The organism is Azonexus sp., assembly GCF_049652925.1.
Taxonomy (GTDB): Bacteria; Pseudomonadota; Gammaproteobacteria; order Burkholderiales; family Rhodocyclaceae; genus Azonexus.
Genome location: NZ_JBASFI010000029.1, coordinates 64,393 through 84,578 on the forward strand (window position 1 = coordinate 64,393; position 20,186 = coordinate 84,578).

A 20,186-nucleotide genomic window follows, 5' to 3' on the forward strand; every position below is an offset into this window, starting at 1 on the left:
TTTTGACAAAAAATACTGACTCATTTAGGTAGCGGCTCGTGCCAAACGAGAAGGTCGCGGGTTGTTTCGATGATCCTTACTCCACGTGACGTTAATGCTGCTTTGTTGGTCACAATGGCCGCGACGTGGCGCGCCCAACACTCGTAAGACCCCCAATGCTCGTCGATCGATGCTTGGGAAGGCCATTCATCGCGAATTCGGTAGAAGCCGGTTGCCCTGTACTCGGTTATCGTCCTTATCTTTCCTGGCGTTAGCGGCAGAAATACTCCCTCGCACTCGAAGCCGAATCTGTTTTTTTCGCAGCCAAAAAAGTCCCCGGGCCATACCGAAGCCTTTTTAAACGTCATAAAGCTGCCGCAACCCCCGTGACAAAAGACAACAACTTCGTCCTTGCTGTTATTTGTCGTGTCCATGATTGCTCCCGACAAACAGCCTGTGAAAAAAGGCGTCGCGCTCTTTCACGAATTCTGGGTTGGCATTTGGAGACAAGGCGGACTCAAAGATTTCTTCAGCCGCGGCGCGAAATTTTTGTGGCGCGGGATGCGTAGCGACTAGCGCTTGCAACGCGTGCTCGCAAAAATGAAGGCGTAACAGGACTTGAGCGACGTTCATGGTTAACCCTCCGAATGGTGCTGGCTGCTCGGTTGATTGGTTGCGACGGCGACATTCCCTTGGGGATGAGAAACCGCAAGAATGGTGATGAAAACGCTCCCTTTTGGCAGTTTGCTGTTCTGACTAATGCTTAAGAAAAGTGGCGCTTTGTCCGGCATCATCCTGTGCAGTTGGCGCGCAATTTCGCGATAGCGCGCCATCTCCATGCCGTTGGCGCGCACCACAACCAAGGCGCCAAGATGCTCACTGCCCGCAGGATTTGGCCATGCCATCTCGACGGCACGATCGATATCATCCAGGCCGCGTGAAAGCACGCAGGATGTGCTGATCCGGGAAAGGGGTGGCAGTGCCGCGAAATCAGCCTCGTCGAAACCCACAGTAGTCTCGCCTGACATGGCCGAGAAGAGTTCACGCACAACGTCGATTGGCACAGTAGGGGCATGGGGTAGCTGCATAGTTTTTCCGTTCATGGTGAGATGGCGGGGAATACAGGGGTTGGGGTGCTACACGGCTTGTCGTGCAGCACCCATGTGGTTCACTCCCGAGTCTTGGCGGCAATCGCCGAAGAAGCAACGCCACCAGTGACCGCGCCGGCAGCCGCAATCATGCTGGTGCCTGCTGCTATGCCGCCACCGCCAGCGGCCAACGCGCCACCACCAATAGCAGCCAGCGAAGCGTTAGTCAGTGCCGCACCCGACAGCGTGCTAATTGTCGCTCCCGTACTTGCGGCCCCCAAAATTCCAGCGCTTCCTGCAGTTGCCGCAATTGCTGGGGCTGTAGCCAAGGCCAAGCCTCCAGATGCAACCGTCAACCCTGCGACGGCCAAAGCCGTACCGGGGTTCTCTGCGATGAAATCCGCCCCGTTTTTAATGCCGTCGATAGCGGTGCTGCAAACATTGCCAATGAAGTCGAAAAATCCCATGTTGTTTCCTTTCTAAAATCAGCGGATGGCCCGCCGCTGCTCGGGGTGAAAAGAAAAATTAGGCAGATGGAAAGTCAATGGGCCCGAGTCAGATCAGCGGCCTCGACGCCAAGGGCTGTCAAAACGCAGAGCAGGTCTTTATCGGCATCGCCGATGTGGTCGCCAATGTCCAATACACTCACCCAGCTTGCCAGCCCCCAAAGATAGGAAACACCGGCGCCGAGGCCGCAGGCGGATGGATTTGGCACGGAGCGCCGTGGGGTGCCGTCAGCGAAGTGATCCAACGTGGTTAGGCCCATCACCAACCAATGCGCTCTATCGCGCTGAAGCAGGATGACTGGTCGGGCCTTCCCTTTGGTCTTTGGGCTTTGCAGCGGATTGCGGACCAATGCGGTCACGATTTCGCCCGGCAGATGGTGGGCAAACTGGCGCGGCGAAACGAAAGCAGAATTTCGCATGTTAAGCCCCCAGAGGCATGTGCCGATTGAACCGCACGGCGCTGCCGAAAGGAAGGACGCACAGATCGATATCCAGCCAACGAACAGTGGCGAGAAGCCTGGGTGCCTGCAGTTGTGGAGATTGGGCCGAAAAGGCCAGAATATGGCTTACGAGAGGAACGGCGCACAGGGGCGCTGTGGTGGCGAGAAACAACATCGTGCGGACTCCTGGGACTATGAATTTCACGGCAACGCCCTTCGTTGCCATCAGTTGCCGCTGCGCTCACGTATGTCGATGTCGCAGCATTCATAATCGAACGCGAGATGTCCCGCGCCCTATCCGTCAATAAAAGGGACGGATACCCAGCTGAGCGGCATTGCGCCGCATCCGCAATAAATATCAAGATGCTTTTTTTAGGCTATGCCTACACCAGAGGAATGTCAACAGTTGTCGAATGTCTATATCTGAGTCCTGCCGTTCCCTTCTCCTTTTGCCAATGCTGGCACTGTTACATCACCCCAGATCCCCCTGCAGCGCCGGTCAAGTCGTTGCGATTCAGTGGTTAACTGCCTGCGATTTCGCAATATCACATAACCCTACATAAAGATGGCTATTTGCTGATTTGACGCCGGATGAATGTTGGTGCCACCATTGGCGCGAACGACCCTAGGCGGGTTTGACGTATTGACATCAAACGCTGCCATGGGGAGTTTGTTAAGCTGTGCCTGCTGGTGCAGTTAAGTGCATCAGCATCCATCCCGGTCACGTTAAGTACCGGGTCACCGCCTAAGTCCGCTTCCCGCCGTTCGTGATGGACTCGCGTAACTCAATAAACCCGACGAGGGCGTTTTGGAGTTACGCATCATGGAAAAGCCTCGTCTCACCATCACTGAAAAGCTGCTTGCATCGCAGGGGCTTTTGTCTCGCAAACAACTAGCCCCGATTCTTGGGGTTGAGGTTGGCACACTGACCGCATGGGTTTCTCGCAATCGCGGACCCGCCTTTATCAAGGTTGGTGACCTCGTTCGCTATGACCCGATAGAAGTAGTTCGTTGGCTTGAGAGCCAGACGGTCGAACCTACTGCGTCAGCGGAGTCTCTGGCACCGAAAGCCGCCTCGGCATTGCCGGACTGGCTGCTACCGAACCGCCCTAAAGCCCACATTGCAGGGGCTTGAACATGAGAACGACATTCAATCAATCGCTTCTGGCGATGGGCGCGTTCGTCTGTATGGGCTGCGTATGGAATAGGTCTATCTGGGGAGGTCTGCTATGACCGAGAAGAGAAACAGCGGGGAGGCACCTGAAACCTCCCCGCTGCAAGGAACACCCAAAGACAAAGGTACAACGAAAGGTAGTGTAGGAAACCTTGTTGGCACTGGCTTTGACAAATGGATGGCGGCACAACAGCCTGCAGCATTTTGTCGGCAGCAGTACGAGGGCCAACAGCCGATCATCGCCCCAGCCGCCCAGCAGCCCGGCACTTTCGCCTCTATGCAAGCTGCAAAACGGTGGCTTGTGTGGAATCAGGACAAGAAACCGTTTTACGCCAACGGCACCCCGCGCAACGGCACTCTGGACTCTCCGGCTGACCGCGCCGCTTGGGCGTCATACGATGAAGCTATCGCCGCTGTCGCAAGTAGTGGTGGGCGCTTTGTTGGCATCGGCTTCGCCCTTGGGCAGGACGATGCGGGTGGATTTTGGCAGGGCATCGACCTAGACAAGATTCCTGACAACCAATTGGCCAGCCTTGCGAACAGCGCGCCGGGATATGTCGAATGCAGCCCTAGCGGGAAAGGTATCCACGCTATCGGCTATGGCAGGCACTTCGCCACGCTCGGCAGCAACGGGAGCGGGATCGAGGCTTACTCTGGCGGTCGATACTTCACGGTTACCGAGAACATGATTCGTGATGTGCCGCTGACTTGCATTGCCGACTTTGTGGCAACACAGGTTGCACCACGGCACAGTCGGACAAACGCAGCGCAGGTGCAAGTAGATGCCGGAACCGTGCAGGTGGAGGCAAAAACCATCACTGAACTTCGTTCGGCGTTGATGCACATGCGCTCCGATGACCGCGATCTTTGGGTAGCGATGGGGCACGCACTGAAAGAACTAGGAGACACCGGGCGCGGCTTGTGGATGGAATGGTCTGCTACCTCCGACAAGTTCGACCCGAAGGACGCCGCGAAGAAATGGGACAGCTTCAGACCGAATCACACCGGCTATCAGGCGGTCTTTGCGGAAGCGCAACGACGCAGTTGGCTTAACCCGAATAGCAACAGTGCCCGGGCACCCATATCCCGACCTATCGACAATGCGCGCCGTTTCACTTTGCTGTCCGATGGCGACCTTCAGAGGCTTCCGCCCCAGCAATGGCTGGTTAAGCGAATCATTCCTGATAGTGGGGTCGGCGTCATCTTCGGTAACTCAGGAACCTTCAAATCATTTCTTACGCTCGATCTACTGGCGCATGTCGCAAACGGCCAGGAGTGGTTCAAGCACCGTGTCAGAAAGGCACCCGCCGTCTATATCCCGTTCGAGGGGCAGGGCGGTATCCCAAAGCGTGTTCAGGCGTGGCGTTTGGCAATATCTGGCAGAGCGGGCTGTGATGTATCCACCCAGATTGCCTTTATTACCGACCGCATGAACCTCCGAGAAGCAGCCGACCGTGACACGCTGGTGGCGACGCTGATCGAAACGGGTTTGGCCGGCGGGGTGTTATGCATCGACACACTGGCGCAGGCTGGTCAGGGTATCGAGGAAAACACCAGCGAGGGTATGGGCGAAATGATCAGCGTCTTCCAAGAGCTTCAGCAACGGCTCGGCGGTGTTGTTCTGGTCGTGCATCACAGCGGCAAGAATGCCTCGGCAGGGATGCGTGGCTGGTCTGGTCTGTGGGGGGCGTTGGACTTCTCTATCAAGTGCTGGCGCGATGATGAATGGGACCCTCTCGACGGGCAGTTTGTACTCGACAAGGTAAAGGACGAGGAGAGCGGTAAGGCATATCCATTCACTATGCTTCGTGTCCCGCTCGGATATGACGCAGACGGCGATGAAATCACATCCCTAACGGTCATTCAGTCGGAGGAGGAGGCAAACAGACCGCCAGTAGTGCCACCGGACGTCGCTGAACGCCATCACGTGGAGGAGGAGTTTGTCCTTCAGTGGATTAAGGACGCATTTGCCAAGGGGATGCGCCACAGTGGCAGGACGCTGGAAGGTGACCGCGAAAAGATGGAGGCATACCTGAAGTTCTCGCAGGCTCAGCTTCGAAACGCCATCGCTCGCCTCGAATTGAAAGTGAAGATCGTCAAAGAAGGTAGCGGCAGGAACACCTGGCTACGGGCAGTTGAGGGAGGGATCGACGCATGAAAAGGGTAGTTCCTCGGCCGCTTTCGCGTTGCGCGTTGTTGTGCGTTGCTTCCGCGTTGGGAGTTTTAACGCGAAAGCAAACACCCGGGAAAGCAAGCGCGCATTTCAATGCGCGTTGCGGGTTTTTTCCCTTAGGGCAACGCGTATTTTTAACGCGCATTTCGGTGCCGCTTTTTATGCCGTTGCAATCCCTGAAAAAACAGGTCATACGCGTTGCGAATCACTCCAACTGCCTGCCGATAGAAAGCCGTCTAAACCTTCGTTATCCACCGAATGCGAAATGGACGGTAAAACTGAAACCCCCAACGAGACGGCACCGTTGAACCATAGGGCACTGAGCGCTGTACGGTGGGGGAGGGCGCGCTGCTGCGTAGCGGGCGGCACAGGCGACGGCGCTAGCGCGGCCAATACCCATGCACCGGCGCCATCGTTTGATCGCCTGCAGCGCGTTGCTGCAATCGCCTCTTTCTCATATGCCGGTAACTAATGGAACTGTCCATTTGCTGGGCAACGGATTGGAATGCTTCTGTTTTTTCGCTCCGGTGATTTGCCGAGTAAGGAATTTGTACGGATTCAGCGTTGGTGGATCACCTGACCTGTCCAAGCTGGTCGCCACCATCGGCAACTGGATGCAGCGCCGTCATCAGAGTATTACCGGTAATTTCGCCCTATGCTTTTGCCATGCCCATTCCAGCCGAGAGATCAGCTTTGCCAACCGACAACGCCAGGAACCAGCAAGCATTCCGAGACCGACTTAAACACGACGGAGGTGCTCGCGTGGAATTCACCCTCAATCAAGACCTGCTCCAGATGGTGGAACAGGTCAGACAGAGTCTTGGGGCGGGATGTGCCCGCCAAGACGCATTAACCCACCTGATTAACCAAGGAGCATCAACTATGCAGCGAAATCAGTATCGAGAAGACCAGTCGGCTGGGCAACCTTCACGCCCGATTCAAATGACAGTAGCCGAGCATCAAGAGCTCGACCGCTTCAAGGCAGAACTGCCCAACGCGATCATCAGCGCCGAGCATGACCAAAAAGCCCACGCCTTCAACGGTGGCGATGCAGGTGCCGCTCGAAAAGAAGCATTCGAGGCGCAGCTCAACGCCGGGAACATCCACCGCCAGAAGTAACCCGATTCACCAACCACTAGGAATCATCCAAATGAACACCCCTGAAAAACTCCGCGAAACCCTTGCTGACGTAATCGCCAAGCACAACGAAGCCAGCGGCGAATATGCCGTTCTTAATGCTGACTATGTTTCCGCAGCAGCGAAAGGCGAGGACGCGAAAGCTGATCAGCTCGAAGTTGCAATGGAGCGCACCCGTCGGCTGATTCAGCGCCTTGAGCTTCGGCGCGCTGCGCTGACGGCTGAGGTTGGCAATGCTGAGGAAATTGAACGTGCTGAGCGCGGTGCCAAATTGAAAGCCACTGCTGACTCGATTTTGAATCGGGCTGGCAAGCGCATTGCTGACATGGAACCGCTCGCTGCTGCGCTTGCCAAGCTGACTGACGATCTGGAAAGCGACTTTAGCGATTGGAAGGAAGCCCGATATTTTGCTCAGCAGTCCGGCGCGACACCGGAAGGCTTTGCCAATCAAGCAAATGACGCACTTGTGCGGCGTGTTACTGATTCGCTGGCCATGTCAAAGGTTCGCACCGCCAACATCAGCAAGGAACTGAGCCGCGTCAGCGTTTTTATGTAACACAACAGCATGGCGTAACCTGCGGCCAAGCCGCATAAGTGCCTGTCCATCGGAGTACCGAATGACAAAGACAGGCAAAGGCCCGAAGGCCATCACCAGCGCCAAGAGCATCCGCGAAGCGGAACGTCGTGCCGAAATAATCCAGATGCGTCTAGATGGACGCAACCTCCAAGAAATTGGCGACCATATGGGCATCAGTGCGGTGTCCGTCCATAACGTCATCACCCGCGCCCTAGCTTCCATGACGAAGGAGCCTGCGGAAGAGTTGCGAGGTCTAGAGTTGGCCCGCCTCGACTCGTTGTATGCGGAGGCGATGAACGTGCTCCGGAGCTTCACTCCCCTCCTGCATAACGGTCGAGTCGTTCAGATTCCCGTTATCGACCGCAACGGTGAGGCCATCAAAGACCCCGGGACCGGCCAGCCCCTTACCTGTATCGCCGAAGACAAAGCGGCCCGTCTCGCCTCGATAGCGGCAGCAGCGCGGGTCATGGAACGCCGCGCCAAGCTTCTCGGCCTCGATGCGCCAAGCCGGTTCCAGCAGGACGTGACCGTCAGCACCGACGACAAACCGGATTACGACCTTAACAAGTTGGACATGAACGAGATGCTTTTTTACCGCCATATGTTGGTGAAGATGCATGACCCCAGTAGTCCTGACCGCACTGAGCGCCCCAATCCCAGCGACGAGTTGCGAGCCAAGCTGACTCCCGCCGAGATTTGCACCCTGCAGGCGATCTTCAAGAAGCTGGATGTTCAGTACCTCGCAGCAGGCACGGTGCAGGCCCTGCGCGACACACAGCTAGCCCTGCCTGCCCCGTAAGAAGGAGATTCGCATGATCGCTACCCACATTGACCGAGAGAAGCGCCTGAAGATCGTATTCGATAGCGAGCGCTCACCCGCCACGCGTTACACGATCTTCTTTGAAGGCCGAGATACTGTGGTCGTCGGACAGCCATTCGAATCAGCGGAAGCGGTATGGCAGCGTGTGCTTGATACCGTTGCCGAGATGCGGGCGGTCATTCGGCGCGGTGCATGGCGCGGGCGCGAACACTATTTCGCCATCATTTACGCTGACATTGAACCGACTGACGAGCAGCGCAAAGAACCCATGAAAGACTGGATAACTGCATGCCTCTATCAACTGGCAGACCCGGCACGCAACAAGGATGGCGATTCGCGGGTTGAGGCACTGATTGCCCTGAGCGAACTGCACGATCTTAGCACCCACCGCTTCACACAGGCGCTCAACCTGTGCGAGTTGGCGGCTGCTGAATTAGTAAGGCGGCAGTGATGAGCGGGGGCGATATCTATTAACCAAAATTACGCTGATAAGTTGAACAATAAATCTCAAAATTGTTCATTGGGGTCCAGAATCGTTTCTCCCACATTGGAGTCCCTGATTCGGTTTCATCGGCAAATTTGACCATTTTGTTAATCATTTCGAAAACTGCTTTTGTAATCCAAAGCGGCTTCTCTGAGAGCGTGCAGAGCTTTGCCGCGTAGTTGGCAGCTTGACCTACCCAGACAATGTCGTTGTCTCCTTTTACTCCGATACGAGCAGCTCGTAGGTTGCTCGTATCGACTCCAATAACATGTTTCAGGATAAAACTGGTATTTGGGTACTGGTTCTTGATTGCTGGCCTAAGAATTTCATTAACTGTGTAGTTAATTTGCAGTGCAGCTTTAACGGCTGAAGTGTTTTTGTTGTCACCAATGAAAATGGCCATGATTCGGTCACCGTCATACGCAGTAATCGAGCCGCCTTCACTTCGGATAATTTGTGCTGCACTACGCAAATAGATTTTGTAGATCTCGGCAGCAAATGACCAACTATATGTATCAACCATGTTGGTCGAGCCATCCAAGTCCGCATATAGAACCGTTGCTGACTCTAGGTGCTTTGCATGGTTTTCATTCAGTCGAAGATCTTCTGATACAGGTACCTTTGTGGTTGCCTCTTCCTCCCATATTTGGGAGAGAGTAGCTTTTGCCTCCGTAGTGAGGTCGGCTTTAAGTCCCATAGATACCCCTACTTCTTAATGAGTGTTGCTAGGGCTGCAACCCATGGGAGGATTGCCACAAAGGACCATTTCATTCCAGCTCGAACCCACTTGAACTTATCCCTCGCAATTTCGGCATTCCGATGAATCTGGGCTAGGCAATCAGTAAGCAAGTCATTGGCGGATGACTTTTGGAAGCTGTCTTGAAAATCGGGGGCGGCGTTCTTGCAGATGCAGCCAAAGAAAATCTTCGAGTCTTTGGGGCCGTTCAGCCTTGGGATAATTGCCATTGCGATGCAATAGAGACCGGCAACAAGCATTCCTCCTGAAAGCCAAGTCAGAAGGTTTGCCCAGGGAGTCCGCTCAGAGGTTTGCAACGCACTATATCCGGTGGCCAATGCGCCGAGCATTGCAGTGTCGATTGTTACGATAACGGCAGCCTTGACCTCTGATGAGGCGACCCAGCCGAGATGGCGCTCCAGAACCCACTGAGCAAACTTTAAGCGTTCTAGCTCGTTGAATGCATCAGCACTTTTAGGGGCGGGGTTTGCCACTAATAACGGTTGAGTACCCTGCATTACCTAAATTCCAGCGTCAATGAAAATGGCATGGTACATCGGGTAAGCCATTCACAGAAACATCGGCAGCAATCGGGTGTTAGGCCAGCGTATTAGACGAATAGCCTTGCCCATGCAGGAACGGACGAGGATTGGCCGAACGTCGCCTATACGGCATCGGCGAACTGGGCCGGGTTGCCGGCGGCAGGGGCCGCGATCACCCCAAGGTGGCTACATGGGTATTGGCTCGGGTGTTGCCCGGCCTGTGCCGGCATTGCTGCCTCAGTCCGTCACACTTTGATCGGGCCAAACATCCCCGTGTAGATCAGGGCATTCCAGATTTTCTTGATCGCTTGCCCGGTCTCTTGGCTCACAAACAGGGACGACCGGCTGCCGTGGGGGCGGCCAAGGAGGTAGGGGCGCATCGTTTCCCATGTCTCTGCCACATGAGACCACTCCCAGCATGGAATTTCCTTTTCTAGGATCAGGGGCATGGCAATGGACAGCGGGATCATTCCGTCTGCGTCCAGGCGTTTGTTCCACTCGCACTTGACCAGCACAGGAGTCGCATCGGGGTGATATAGCTGCACGTCCAGCTTCTCCGCCGTGATTCTGGCGGCATGGTGATGTGGCAGCGCATTCACGGATTCGATGATCACCTCTGCCTTCCCGCTTGCAGTGTAGGGGCAGGTGATAAATCCATTGACGAAGTATTTCGTATGGTCGAGACCTTGGTATCCGCAGTCCTGGCTCGGCGTTGTAACCGGGTAGCGGTCGTCATGGTTGCGGACCAGCGGATGCCACGACGGATACCCGCTAACAACAGGTCCGAGTTCATCAATGATATCCAGCAACGCCTCTTTGCTGCGTGCCCTTTGGGACTCGTCTGCATCCCTAGGCCGTGGAACAAGATAAGCCTCCATCTGCTCGTATCCGACCCGTGCTGCTTCGTCTGCTCTGAACGCCATTTTGCACACTCCTATCTATCGCGATAGTGTGCATGATATACCTACATTACGCACAAGTTAACTGTTTTGTGCGCAAGTTGCGTCCTCTGTGTGTTGCTGCTGGCCGTGTTACTTAGCCGTAAATCCGAATGTAAGTCGTTCCGGTAAATTCAAGGAGGGCGACATTGTTCTCTTGGAGGCTCTTTCTGATTTCCTTCGGGTCGATAGCCATTACACGCTTCAAAAGATCTAGCACCTCTGGATTTTCCCAGTTCCATGTCGGTGACCTTATGACCGCCATGAACGCTTCTATCATTTCGAAATGTCGTGTAAGTCCCTCAACTGCGCTCTTGCATTTCGTGTAGTCGTCGAATTTGAATACCTGCCCCTTCGCTGCTAGGGACTTGAGCTTAACTACCGACGGCTGGAGATTATCCAGTACCTCGTGCAGGAGCTTGCCATGATGCTCCCCGTCCTTCTGAATGTAGGCAATCGCACCTTTGACTGGTATGTCTTCCTGCTCGCGGTTTTCCCATGTTGGCATTTGGCTTTTCATGCCGATCTTTGCAATCACTACGAACGTTATGGGCTCAACCATCGCCGCAATGTAGGTGTGGGCAGCCTCAACTAGCGCATCGAGGAATTCAGCTTTACCCTTGGCCTTGTCTTGGCGCCTCCAAGTATGCAACGCATAGAATGCAATTGCGGCGGTGAGCACGGCTGCAATTGCGCTGATTGTTTCAGGCCAGCGTATCGCGTCAAGGGACCAAGTAAGAGCGTCGCACATCAGAAAACTCCTTCAAAAGACAAGCTCGTGAGGCAATCTAGTTCGCAGATGAATTGTTACGCACTGTGTTCAATTGGGCTGTGTCGATCCTAAACAGCAGGTGAGTTAGAGAGTGCAAAAACCATACAAATTCCTTACAAGAAGCTCGGTATGGTTTTTCCAAGAACCCTTAATTCAGCACGTAAAGCACGCCATTGCGGGCATAGCTGCTCGACCACAGCCCAGAACCTAGGACTATGGTTCATTTCCTTGAGATGGGCCAGCTCGTGGCAGACGACGTAATCGACGATGGCCAGCGGCATGAGCACCAGCCGCCAGTTCAGCGCAATGCCGCCGTGGTGGCTGCAACTGCCCCAGCGCGTGCGGGCCGACGACAGGCGCAACGGCGGTTGGCCGACACCGAGCCGCGGGGCATGGATGGCCAGCCGTTCGGCGAATACCGTGCGGGCTTTTTCGCGCAGGGCTTTTTCGAGCAGGTCACTGGCGGGATGCGTCGCATCGGGGCGCAGGTAAAGCGTGCCGGGGCCGAACTGCCAGCGGTTACGGCCGACATCGGTGAATGCTACGGTCAACGGCTCGCCAAGGCTAAAAACCACGGTGCCAGCGGTGATCTCCTGCTTGCTGGCAGCCGGCCGGTCGCGCCAGGCGGCGAGCTTGTCGAGCACCCACTGGCCGTGCTCGTGGATCAGGCTTTCAATGTCGCCGATGCGCGCCCGCGTCGGCGCGCCGACGCGCAGGCCGCGGTGGTCGATGGCCAGGCCGATGGTCCGGCGCTGGCTGCGCCGCAGCTGGTAGGCGACGGCCTGGCCGGCAATGACGATGCTGCGCGCCGGCTCAGGTGGCGTTGTGCGAGGCATCCGCGTAGCGATGCGGCGAAATGCGGTGCATCTCGTCTTCGATCCAGGCTTCGGCCCGCTGATTGACTTCGGCCTCGGTCATCCCGGTGGCGTCGAATGCCGGGCCGATGCTCATCGTGACGGTGCCCGGCGTTTTGAGGAAAGCCTGGCGCGGCCACAGTTCGCCGGCATCATGGGCAATTGGCACAACCTTGCAGCCGACGCGGGTGGCGAGGTAGGCGCCGCCCGGCTTGTAGCGTTTTTTCTGGCCCGGCGCGACGCGCGTGCCTTCGGGGAAGAGGATGACGTAGAAGCCCTGCTTGAGGCGCTCGCGACCCTGGACGACGACCTGGTCGAGGGCATCCTTGCCGGCAGCGCGGTCGATCGAGATCATCTTCATGGCGCCTAGCCCCCAACCGACCAGCGGCACGCGCAGCAATTCTTTCTTGAGCACGAAGACGCAGAAAGCGCCGGCCGGTACCAGATCCTGGATGGTCATCGTTTCCCAGGCCGACTGGTGCTTGGCGAGAATGACGCAAGGCTCTTTCGGCATATTTTCCAGGCCGATAACCTTGGGCCGGATGCCGAGGATATTTTCGACCCCGAACTGAATGCCGAGGCGCCACAGCTTGCCGAAACGGTAGCCCCACAGCCCGCGCAAGGCGAGGGCGGCGATGACGACGAGCGGCGCGGTGAGGATGGACCAGACGACGGCGTAGGCCATGAACAGCGTCGAGCGCACTGCCCTCATGGTGTCTTCTCCTTGAGGATGGCGTCGACCGCGGCAGACAGGTTCTTGAAGACCACGGTGCCCTCGGGCAATTCGTTTTCGGCCTTGGTTTTTTCGCCCTTGCCGGTCAGCACCAGCATCGGCTGACAGCCCGCTGCCGCGCAGGCCTGCAGGTCGCGCAGCGAATCGCCGATGGCCGGGACGCCCTTGAGATCGACGTTGAGCGTCTCGGAAATGCGCTTGAACATGCCGGGCTTCGGTTTGCGGCAGTCGCATTTCGAATCGGCCGCATGCGGGCAATAGAAAATGGCGTCGATCCGCCCGCCGAGTGCGACGACAGCCTTGTGCATCTTGGTGTGAATCTGGTTCAGCGTTTCCATGTCAAACAAGCCGCGCCCGACGCCCGACTGGTTGGTCGCCACGACGACCCGATAGCCGCACTGGGTGAGGCGGGCAATCGCTTCCAGACTGCCCGGGATCGGCTTCCATTCGGCCGGGCTCTTGATGAACTGGGCGGAATCGAAGTTGATGACCCCGTCGCGGTCGAGGATGACGAGCTTGGCTGGCATGGCGTTCTTCCTGTTCTCAGGCAGACAGCTTGGAAATGTCGGCGACCTTGTTCATCGCCACGTGCAGCTTGGCGAGCAGGCCGAGACGGTTGGCGCGCAGGGCCGGATCGTCGGCATTGACCATGACGCCATCGAAGAAGGCATCGACCGGAGCGCGCAGCGCGGCCAGCGCCTGCAGCGATTCGGCGTAGTCGCCGGTGACGAAGGCGGCGTCGGCCTGCGGCACGACATCGACGAGCGCGTCGTGCAGGGCGATTTCGGGCGCTTCCTTGAGCAGGGCGTTATCGACCGTCGGCTCGACCGGGTTCTCGACTTTCTTGAGGATGTTGCTGACCCGCTTGTTTGCTGCCGCCAGCGCGGCAGCTTCCGGCAGCGCGGCAAAGGCGCGCACGGCGGCCAGGCGCTTGGGAATGTCGCCCAGGCGCTGCGGCCGCTGGCTGACCACGGCATCGACTTCCTGCGCCGTGTAGCCCTGCTCGCGCAGGCTACCGGCCAGGCGGTCGTAGATGAAGTCGGCCAGTTCGGCATCGGCGCTCTTGAAACCTTCGACGGCGGCAAAAGCGCTGCCTGCCACGGTCAACAGGGAATTCAGCGGTAAATCCAAATTGCTTTCGGCCAGCATGCGAATGGTGCCCAGCGCATGCCGACGCAGCGCGAACGGGTCGCGGTCGCCGGTCGGGATCTGGCCGATGCCGAACATGCCGACCAGCGTTTCCAGCTTGTCGGCCAGCGCGACGACCGTGCCGACCATGCCGCGCGGCAGGGAGTCGCCGGCGAAACGCGGCTTGTAGTGGTCTTCGACGGCGTCGGCGACATCAGCCGCAAGGCCGTCATGCAGCGCGTAGTAACGGCCCATGATGCCCTGCAGCTCGGGGAACTCGCCAACCATGTCGGTCAGCAGGTCGGCCTTGGCCAGCACGGCAGCCTGTTCGGCGTGCTGCGTCAATTCGCCGCCGCCAAGATGGTCGCCGATGGCGCGGGCAATCGCGGCAACGCGCTGGACGCGCTCGCCCTGGGTGCCCAGCTTGTTGTGATAGACGACCTTGGACAGGCCGATGACGCGGGATTCGAGGGACTTCTTGCGATCCTGGTCGAAGAAGAACTTGGCGTCCGCTAACCGTGGACGCACGACGCGCTCGTTGCCGCCAATCACGGCGGAAGCGTCTTCCGGGCTGATGTTGCTGACGACGAGGAACTTGTTAGTCAGCTTGCCGGCGGCGTCGAGCAGCGGGAAGTATTTCTGGTTGGCCTTCATGGTCAGAATCAGGCATTCCTGCGGCACGGCGAGGAATTCTTCTTCGAACTGGCCGATCAGCACATTCGGGCGTTCGACCAGCGCGGTGACTTCGTCGAGCAGGGCGTCGTCGTCAGTCGGCTTGCCACCGGCCTTGGCGGCTGCAGCGGCAAGCTGGCGGGCGATTTCGGCGCGGCGCTCGGCGAAGGAGGCGATGACGGCGCCGTCGGCGGCCAGCTTGCTGGCGTATTCGTCGGCGTGGGCGAAGACGACCGGATCGACGACGGCTTCAAAGCGGTGGCCATGCGTTTCGCGGCCGGAGGTCAGGCCGAGAATGGCCAGCGGCACGACATCACTGCCGTACAAGGCGACGAGGCCATGGGCAGGACGAACGAAATTGACGCTGCTCCAGCCGTCCTGCAACTGGTAGGTCATGACCTTCGGGATGGGCAGCGCGGCGAGGGCGGCTTCGAGTGCCTTCTGCAGACCTTCGGCCAGGGTGGCGCCCTTGGCCAGGCTTTCGTAGAACAGCACGTCAGCCTTGCCGTCGTTTTCGCGGTGCAGGTTCGGTACGCAGGAAGCGTCGGCGCCGAGGGCGGCGAGCTTCTTGAGCAGGGCCGGCGTGGGGTTGCCGGCGGCATCGAGACCAACGGCGACTGGCATGAGCTTCTGGACGACCGGCTTGTCGGCGGCGACGGCGGCGACTTCGGTAACGTGGGCAGCGAGGCGACGCGGCGAGGCGTAGGCGGTGACGGCTGCGGTCGACGTGGCCAAACCGGTATTTTTCAGCGAGGTTGCCAGCGTATGGGCAAACACTTCGCCCAGCTTCTTGAGCGCCTTGGGCGGCAGTTCTTCGACGAACAGTTCAACGAGCAGATTCTTGGACGACATATCAGGCAGCTTTCTTTGCATTCTGTTCTTCGAGCTTGGCCAGCACTTCGGCGGCCCATTCCTTCGGCGCCATCGGGAAGCCGAGGCGGGCGCGGGAGTCGAGGTAGGCCTGGGCGACGGCGCGGGCGAGGTTGCGGATGCGGCCGATGTAGGCGGCACGTTCGGTCACCGAAATGGCACCGCGGGCGTCGAGCAGGTTGAAGGTGTGGGCGGCTTTAAGCACTTGCTCGTAAGCCGGCAGGGGCAATTGGTTGCCCATCAGGTGCACGGCGGTTTCTTCATGCTTGCCGAAGGCGTGGAAGAGGAATTCGACGTTGCTGTGCTCAAAGTTGTAGGCCGATTGCTCGACTTCGTTCTGGTGATAGACGTCGCCGTAGGTCAGGCCTTCCGTCCACGTCAGGTCGAAAACGTTTTCGACGCCTTGCAGGTACATGGCCAGGCGCTCGATGCCGTAAGTGATTTCGCCGGTGATTGGCTTGCAGTCGATGCCGCCGACCTGCTGGAAGTAGGTGAATTGCGTCACTTCCATGCCGTTCATCCAGACTTCCCAGCCGAGGCCCCAGGCGCCGAGCGTCGGGTTTTCCCAGTCATCCTCGACGAAACGCACATCGTTCTTCTTGAGGTCGAAGCCGAGGGCTTCGAGCGAGCCGAGGTAGAGCTCGAGGATGTTGTCCGGGGCCGGCTTGAGGACGACCTGGAACTGGTAGTAGTGCTGCATCCGGTTCGGGTTCTCGCCGTAGCGGCCGTCCTTGGGTCGGCGCGACGGTTGCACGTAGGCGGCTTTCCACGGCTCGGGGCCGATGGCGCGCAGGAAGGTGGCGGTGTGGCTGGTGCCAGCGCCGACTTCCATGTCGTAAGGCTGGAGCAGGGCGCAGCCCTTGTCGCTCCAGTATTGCTGGAGGCGCAGGATGATTTCCTGAAACGTCTGTTTTTTGGTGGTGCTCATCGGATGCAATCGGTGATGTTCTGAGACGCACGATTTTACTTGCTTTTGCCACGGATGGCGCGGAACGAAGCCGGCGGCATACTGTCTGCCAGATCTCTGGATAAATAACGGGAATGAAGATGGCGGAAACGACGATCACGCAAAAAACAACCCTGGCTGGTGGCTGCTTTTGGTGCACCGAAGCGGCGCTCGAGCAACTGGACGGGGTTATTTCTGTGCTGCCCGGCTACATGGGCGGGCAGGATCCGAAGCCGACCTACGAGGCGGTGTGCCGCGGTGACAGCGGCCACGCCGAAGTCGTACAGATCGAGTTCGACCCGGCGAAAATCGATTTTGAGACGCTGCTCACGGCCTTTTTCACGATCCACGATCCGACCACGCTGAACCGCCAGGGCCACGACGCCGGGACGCAATACCGTTCGGCCATTTTCTTCCATGATGCCGGCCAGCAGGCCGCCGCCGAAGCGATGATCGCCCACCTGAACGGCGAGGGCGTCTGGGGCTTGCCCATCGTCACCGAGGTGACGCCGGCCTCGACTTTCTTTGTTGCCGAGGAATATCACCACCAGTATTTCCGGCGCAATCCGCACCAGGGTTATTGCGTCGCCGTGGTGGCGCCCAAGGCGCTCAAATTGCGCAAGGTTTTTGCGGAGCGGATCAAGGCTGGCTAGGTGATTGCGGGGCGATTCCACGGTCAACCGGGAAAAACGGCCAAAATTGAAATGGCGTATTTCGGCCTGTTTTTGACTGGACGCCGAGACAGCGTTTCAACCGTTTTTGTTGCGGCGATGCAACACTGAATCTCCTGCGCGCCGGGTTGTTGATTGACAATAACTATATAAATCAATACACTGGAATCAATGCTGCGGTGCAGCATCGGTTTCCGTGGCAATTTGCCTGTCTGGCTGCGGTATCCAGCGACCCCTCTCTTGGGCTCTGGCCGATGTCGTACCCCCTGTAACCGTTCGCTGTCGAAGACGTTTTTTGGCAGTGGCAACAGTGAAGGAGGTCGCATGTTTACCTCAACAGTTTTTCCCTCATCGATGTTGCGGCTCTCTGCCGTCGCGTCTTCAATGTTTCAGAAGTTCCTGATGCTGGCCGGCGTATTTTTTGTACTTGCCCTGGTCGGCGTCCAAAGTGGCAATCCCACCATGCTCGGCGGTTTGAAGTTCCTGCTGCCAGCGAGCGAAGAAGTGGCGCTTGATGACGAACTGGCGGTCGACGATATCGATCCCGTTGGCGAGGCTCTCAGTGCCCGCATGCGTGGTGCGATGGAGTACGTCTCGCATCGCTATCGCGTGGCGCCGGATGCGCTGGAGCCGATTTTTGCCACGGCCCAGTCGGCCGGGCGGCAACTGCACCTCGATCCGCTGCTCATCATTGCCGTCATCGGTATCGAGTCGCGCTTCAATCCGTTCTCCGAAAGCGTCGTCGGCGCCAAGGGGTTGATGCAGGTCATGCCGCGTTTCCATCAGGACAAGTTGCCTGAAGACGCCGATCAGGCCGCCTTCCTCAATCCGGTCATCAATGTCCAGGTCGGCGCCAAGGTGCTCAAGGAATCGATCCGTCGCAACGGCGGGCTGGAAAACGGCCTGCAGCAATTTGCCGGGGCGACCGGCGATCCGGAGCGGCGCTACGCCACCAAGGTGCTGGCCGAAAAGCTGCGCCTCGAACAGGCTGTCCAGAAGTTCAGGACGACCTGATAACGGCTTGGTCCGGCGGGTTGATGAACTCCATCAACTCGCGGACGAAGCGCTCGCGCTGCCACTGGTGCGGCGAGTGGTCGGTGCCCTCGTAGATGCGCAGCACGGCGTTCGGGATGTTGTCGGCGACGTAGTGCGCTGTCGACGCATGGTAGAAATTGCTTTCGCCGCCATAAACCAGCAGCGTGGGCAGCGGGATATTGGCCAGCACGTCGCGATAATCGGCGGCGGTCAGGCTCAGCCAGCAATTGATCAGTGGTTCCGGGTTCTGGGCCTGCAGCGCGGCGCGTGAGCGTTGCCAGCCCGAGGCGTTCTGCAGGTATTTTTCTTCGGCCCGCTTGTTGAGGCCGTGCGCCGTCAGCTTGAGCACGCCCTCGGCAAAATCGTCGCGCAGCCAGGACACCAGCTCGTTGTTACGGTCGACGCCAAAATCGCCGTAAATTCCGTGTGCCCAGTCGTCGGCTGTCAGCAGCTTGGGCGACTGGTCGATGAAGCAGAGCTTGCCCAATCCGTGTGTGCCGTGGTCGCGCAGGTATTGCCAGAGCGTCAGGGCACCCATTGAATGGCCAACGGCTGTGGCATCGTGCAGGCCGTAATGGTCGATCAGGTTGCGGAGGTCGCGCGCCATCCGTTCGACCGTCGCCGAACCAGGGTGGGCCAGCGTATGGCCGCCGTGGCCGCGCGCATCCCAGCGATAAACGCGGTGCTGCTCATTGAGCTCGGCCATGAAAGGGAACCAGTCCTGGCTGCTCGACGTCCAGCCATGGAGCAGGATCAGCGGCGAACCCTCGCCGGAAATCCTGACGTGGATCTTCTCGCCATCGTCGGCCACGAAATGCGTCATCGGCTCACTCTTTGAAATCGTCTGGCCGCCAGTATAATCGCCGGCGTCAATACGCAGGAGTATGGAAATGTTCGACTGGAGAGACTACGGCAACGGCATCATCGCCTTCGACGCCGGCTACGTGCGCCCCATCCTGGCGGCGATTCACATGATCGTCGATGACGGTCGCGTCGCCTTCATCGACACCGGTAGCAACGATTCGCTACCCCATGTGCTGGAAGCGCTGTCCAAGGTCAGCCTCGGCCGCGATGCCGTCGATTACGTCATCCTCACCCACATTCATCTCGACCACGCCGGCGGCGCTGGTTCGCTCATGCGCGAATTCCCGAATGCCAAACTGGTCGTCCATCCGCGCGGCTCGCGCCACATGGCCGAGCCGTCAAAACTGGTCGCCGGCGTCACCGCGGTTTACGGCAAGGAATACGTCGATACCGTTTACGGTGACATCCTGCCCATCGCCGCCGAGCGCATCATCGATGCCCACGAAGGCCTGACCATCCAGCTCGGCGGCCGCGAACTGCTCATGATCGACACTCCGGGCCACGCCAAGCACCACATCTGCATCATCGACCGGAAAGCCAATGCCATCTTCACCGGCGACATGTTCGGCCTCTCTTACCGGGAATTCGACGTCGACGGTCGCCAGTTCATCCAGCCAACGACCAGCCCGACGCAGTTCGACCCGGCCGAAATGCGCGCCTCGATCGACCGCCTGCTCGGCTACGGCGCGCAGGCCATGTACCTGACCCACTACGCGCAAGTGCACGATGTCCCGGCGCGCGGCGCCGACCTGCGTCGCCGTCTCGACGCCCACGTCGCCATCGCCGAAGCTCACGCCAACGACGGCGAAACCCGCCACGCCGCGACCAAGCAGGAACTCACCGCCTACCTCCTGGCCGAACTCCGCAGCCACGGTTGCACGCTACCCGAAGCGACCATCCTCGACATCCTGGCGACCGATATCGAACTCAATGTGCAGGGACTGATCTGGTGGCTGGATCATCAGGGCTGATCGGCGGCTGGCCGAGCCATAACTGAGGCACGGCAGCGGCAGACTCGGCAATTCCACGGTCAACCGGAAAATTTGG

At 58.4% G+C, this 20,186-nt stretch carries 25 protein-coding genes; 9 read left to right on the top strand and 16 right to left on the bottom strand.

Annotation, left to right across the window (positions count from 1 at the left end; translation table 11 throughout):
• Positions 1 to 20 precede the first annotated feature (20 nt).
• The 5 genes from WBK19_RS15935 to WBK19_RS15955 form a co-directional block, all read right to left on the bottom strand.
• The gene (locus tag WBK19_RS15935; protein WP_511291446.1) at positions 21 to 413 is read right to left on the bottom strand and encodes a hypothetical protein; all 393 of its coding nucleotides are present in this window, start codon (positions 411 to 413) and stop codon (positions 21 to 23) included.
• Positions 397 to 612 (bottom strand): hypothetical protein, encoded by a 216-nt coding sequence (locus WBK19_RS15940; protein ID WP_511291448.1) that lies wholly within the window; start codon positions 610 to 612, stop codon positions 397 to 399. The genes WBK19_RS15935 and WBK19_RS15940 overlap by 17 nt, the downstream gene beginning before the upstream one ends.
• Before the next feature lie 2 nt (positions 613 to 614).
• Entirely contained in the window at positions 615 to 1,067 is a 453-nt protein-coding gene (locus WBK19_RS15945) for a hypothetical protein (RefSeq protein ID WP_511291450.1), read from the bottom strand.
• A gap of 80 nt (positions 1,068 to 1,147) precedes the next feature.
• Positions 1,148 to 1,534, bottom strand: a complete 387-nt coding sequence (locus WBK19_RS15950) for a hypothetical protein (RefSeq protein WP_511291452.1) — start codon at positions 1,532 to 1,534, stop codon at positions 1,148 to 1,150.
• A 74-nt stretch (positions 1,535 to 1,608) separates the two neighbouring features.
• Positions 1,609 to 1,992 carry a hypothetical protein gene (locus WBK19_RS15955; RefSeq protein ID WP_511291454.1) on the bottom strand — a complete coding sequence of 128 codons (384 nt, stop codon included), beginning with the start codon at positions 1,990 to 1,992 and terminating at the stop codon, positions 1,609 to 1,611.
• Positions 1,993 to 2,836: 844 nt separating this feature from the next.
• On the opposite strand from WBK19_RS15955, the gene WBK19_RS15960 reads away from it, so the two are divergent.
• The 6 genes from WBK19_RS15960 to WBK19_RS15985 all read left to right on the top strand — a co-directional run bounded on the left by WBK19_RS15960 (position 2,837) and on the right by WBK19_RS15985 (position 8,345).
• Positions 2,837 to 3,148 (top strand): helix-turn-helix transcriptional regulator, encoded by a 312-nt coding sequence (locus tag WBK19_RS15960; RefSeq protein ID WP_511291456.1) that lies wholly within the window; start codon positions 2,837 to 2,839, stop codon positions 3,146 to 3,148.
• A 94-nt stretch (positions 3,149 to 3,242) separates the two neighbouring features.
• Entirely contained in the window at positions 3,243 to 5,345 is a 2,103-nt protein-coding gene (locus tag WBK19_RS15965) for an AAA family ATPase (RefSeq protein WP_511291458.1), read from the top strand.
• Positions 5,346 to 6,122: 777 nt separating this feature from the next.
• Entirely contained in the window at positions 6,123 to 6,479 is a 357-nt protein-coding gene (locus WBK19_RS15970) for a hypothetical protein (protein ID WP_511291460.1), read from the top strand.
• Complete coding sequence (locus WBK19_RS15975; protein WP_511291462.1) at positions 6,376 to 7,053, top strand: hypothetical protein; 678 nt, start codon at positions 6,376 to 6,378, stop codon at positions 7,051 to 7,053. Before WBK19_RS15970 ends, WBK19_RS15975 begins: the two co-directional genes overlap by 104 nt.
• A gap of 61 nt (positions 7,054 to 7,114) precedes the next feature.
• Positions 7,115 to 7,873, top strand: a complete 759-nt coding sequence (locus WBK19_RS15980; RefSeq protein ID WP_511291464.1) for a hypothetical protein — start codon at positions 7,115 to 7,117, stop codon at positions 7,871 to 7,873.
• Between the two features lie 13 nt (positions 7,874 to 7,886).
• On the top strand, positions 7,887 to 8,345 hold the full coding sequence (locus WBK19_RS15985) for a hypothetical protein (RefSeq protein WP_511291466.1): 459 nt from the start codon (positions 7,887 to 7,889) through the stop codon (positions 8,343 to 8,345).
• Positions 8,346 to 8,364: 19 nt separating this feature from the next.
• Here WBK19_RS15985 and WBK19_RS15990 read toward each other — a convergent pair whose 3' ends face one another.
• The 9 genes from WBK19_RS15990 to glyQ form a co-directional block, all read right to left on the bottom strand.
• A complete protein-coding gene (locus tag WBK19_RS15990; protein WP_511291467.1) occupies positions 8,365 to 9,075 on the bottom strand; it encodes an adenylate/guanylate cyclase domain-containing protein in 711 nt (236 codons plus the stop codon).
• Between the two features lie 8 nt (positions 9,076 to 9,083).
• On the bottom strand, positions 9,084 to 9,632 hold the full coding sequence (locus tag WBK19_RS15995; RefSeq protein ID WP_511291469.1) for a Pycsar system effector family protein: 549 nt from the start codon (positions 9,630 to 9,632) through the stop codon (positions 9,084 to 9,086).
• Between the two features lie 269 nt (positions 9,633 to 9,901).
• Positions 9,902 to 10,579 (bottom strand): hypothetical protein, encoded by a 678-nt coding sequence (locus WBK19_RS16000; RefSeq protein WP_511291471.1) that lies wholly within the window; start codon positions 10,577 to 10,579, stop codon positions 9,902 to 9,904.
• Positions 10,580 to 10,691: 112 nt separating this feature from the next.
• On the bottom strand, positions 10,692 to 11,345 hold the full coding sequence (locus tag WBK19_RS16005; protein WP_511291473.1) for a hypothetical protein: 654 nt from the start codon (positions 11,343 to 11,345) through the stop codon (positions 10,692 to 10,694).
• Positions 11,346 to 11,479: 134 nt separating this feature from the next.
• Positions 11,480 to 12,202 (bottom strand): M48 family metallopeptidase, encoded by a 723-nt coding sequence (locus WBK19_RS16010; RefSeq protein WP_511291475.1) that lies wholly within the window; start codon positions 12,200 to 12,202, stop codon positions 11,480 to 11,482.
• Complete coding sequence (locus WBK19_RS16015; protein ID WP_511291477.1) at positions 12,180 to 12,932, bottom strand: lysophospholipid acyltransferase family protein; 753 nt, start codon at positions 12,930 to 12,932, stop codon at positions 12,180 to 12,182. Before WBK19_RS16015 ends, WBK19_RS16010 begins: the two co-directional genes overlap by 23 nt.
• Positions 12,929 to 13,480, bottom strand: a complete 552-nt coding sequence (gene gmhB, locus WBK19_RS16020; RefSeq protein WP_511291479.1) for a D-glycero-beta-D-manno-heptose 1,7-bisphosphate 7-phosphatase — start codon at positions 13,478 to 13,480, stop codon at positions 12,929 to 12,931. Before gmhB ends, WBK19_RS16015 begins: the two co-directional genes overlap by 4 nt.
• Before the next feature lie 16 nt (positions 13,481 to 13,496).
• Positions 13,497 to 15,605, bottom strand: coding sequence for a glycine--tRNA ligase subunit beta (glyS, locus tag WBK19_RS16025; RefSeq protein WP_511291516.1), 2,109 nt, complete (start codon positions 15,603 to 15,605; stop codon positions 13,497 to 13,499).
• A 1-nt stretch (position 15,606) separates the two neighbouring features.
• Positions 15,607 to 16,551 (bottom strand): glycine--tRNA ligase subunit alpha, encoded by a 945-nt coding sequence (gene glyQ / locus WBK19_RS16030; RefSeq protein ID WP_511291481.1) that lies wholly within the window; start codon positions 16,549 to 16,551, stop codon positions 15,607 to 15,609.
• Between the two features lie 113 nt (positions 16,552 to 16,664).
• Between glyQ and msrA the strand changes: the two genes are divergently transcribed.
• On the top strand, positions 16,665 to 17,222 hold the full coding sequence (gene msrA / locus WBK19_RS16035) for a peptide-methionine (S)-S-oxide reductase MsrA (protein ID WP_511291483.1): 558 nt from the start codon (positions 16,665 to 16,667) through the stop codon (positions 17,220 to 17,222).
• Between the two features lie 23 nt (positions 17,223 to 17,245).
• Here msrA and WBK19_RS16040 read toward each other — a convergent pair whose 3' ends face one another.
• Positions 17,246 to 17,428, bottom strand: coding sequence for a hypothetical protein (locus WBK19_RS16040; RefSeq protein ID WP_511291485.1), 183 nt, complete (start codon positions 17,426 to 17,428; stop codon positions 17,246 to 17,248).
• A gap of 196 nt (positions 17,429 to 17,624) precedes the next feature.
• Here WBK19_RS16040 and WBK19_RS16045 point away from each other — a divergent pair, with 196 nt between their 5' ends.
• Positions 17,625 to 18,254: a transglycosylase SLT domain-containing protein gene (locus WBK19_RS16045; RefSeq protein WP_511291487.1), complete on the top strand. Its 630-nt coding sequence runs from the start codon at positions 17,625 to 17,627 to the stop codon at positions 18,252 to 18,254.
• On the opposite strand, the gene WBK19_RS16050 is transcribed toward WBK19_RS16045, so the two are convergent.
• A complete protein-coding gene (locus tag WBK19_RS16050; RefSeq protein ID WP_511291489.1) occupies positions 18,241 to 19,098 on the bottom strand; it encodes an alpha/beta fold hydrolase in 858 nt (285 codons plus the stop codon). The genes WBK19_RS16045 and WBK19_RS16050 overlap by 14 nt on opposite strands.
• 67 nt (positions 19,099 to 19,165) lie before the next feature.
• Between WBK19_RS16050 and WBK19_RS16055 the strand changes: the two genes are divergently transcribed.
• Complete coding sequence (locus tag WBK19_RS16055; protein WP_511291491.1) at positions 19,166 to 20,110, top strand: MBL fold metallo-hydrolase; 945 nt, start codon at positions 19,166 to 19,168, stop codon at positions 20,108 to 20,110.
• Positions 20,111 to 20,186: the final 76 nt, after the last annotated feature.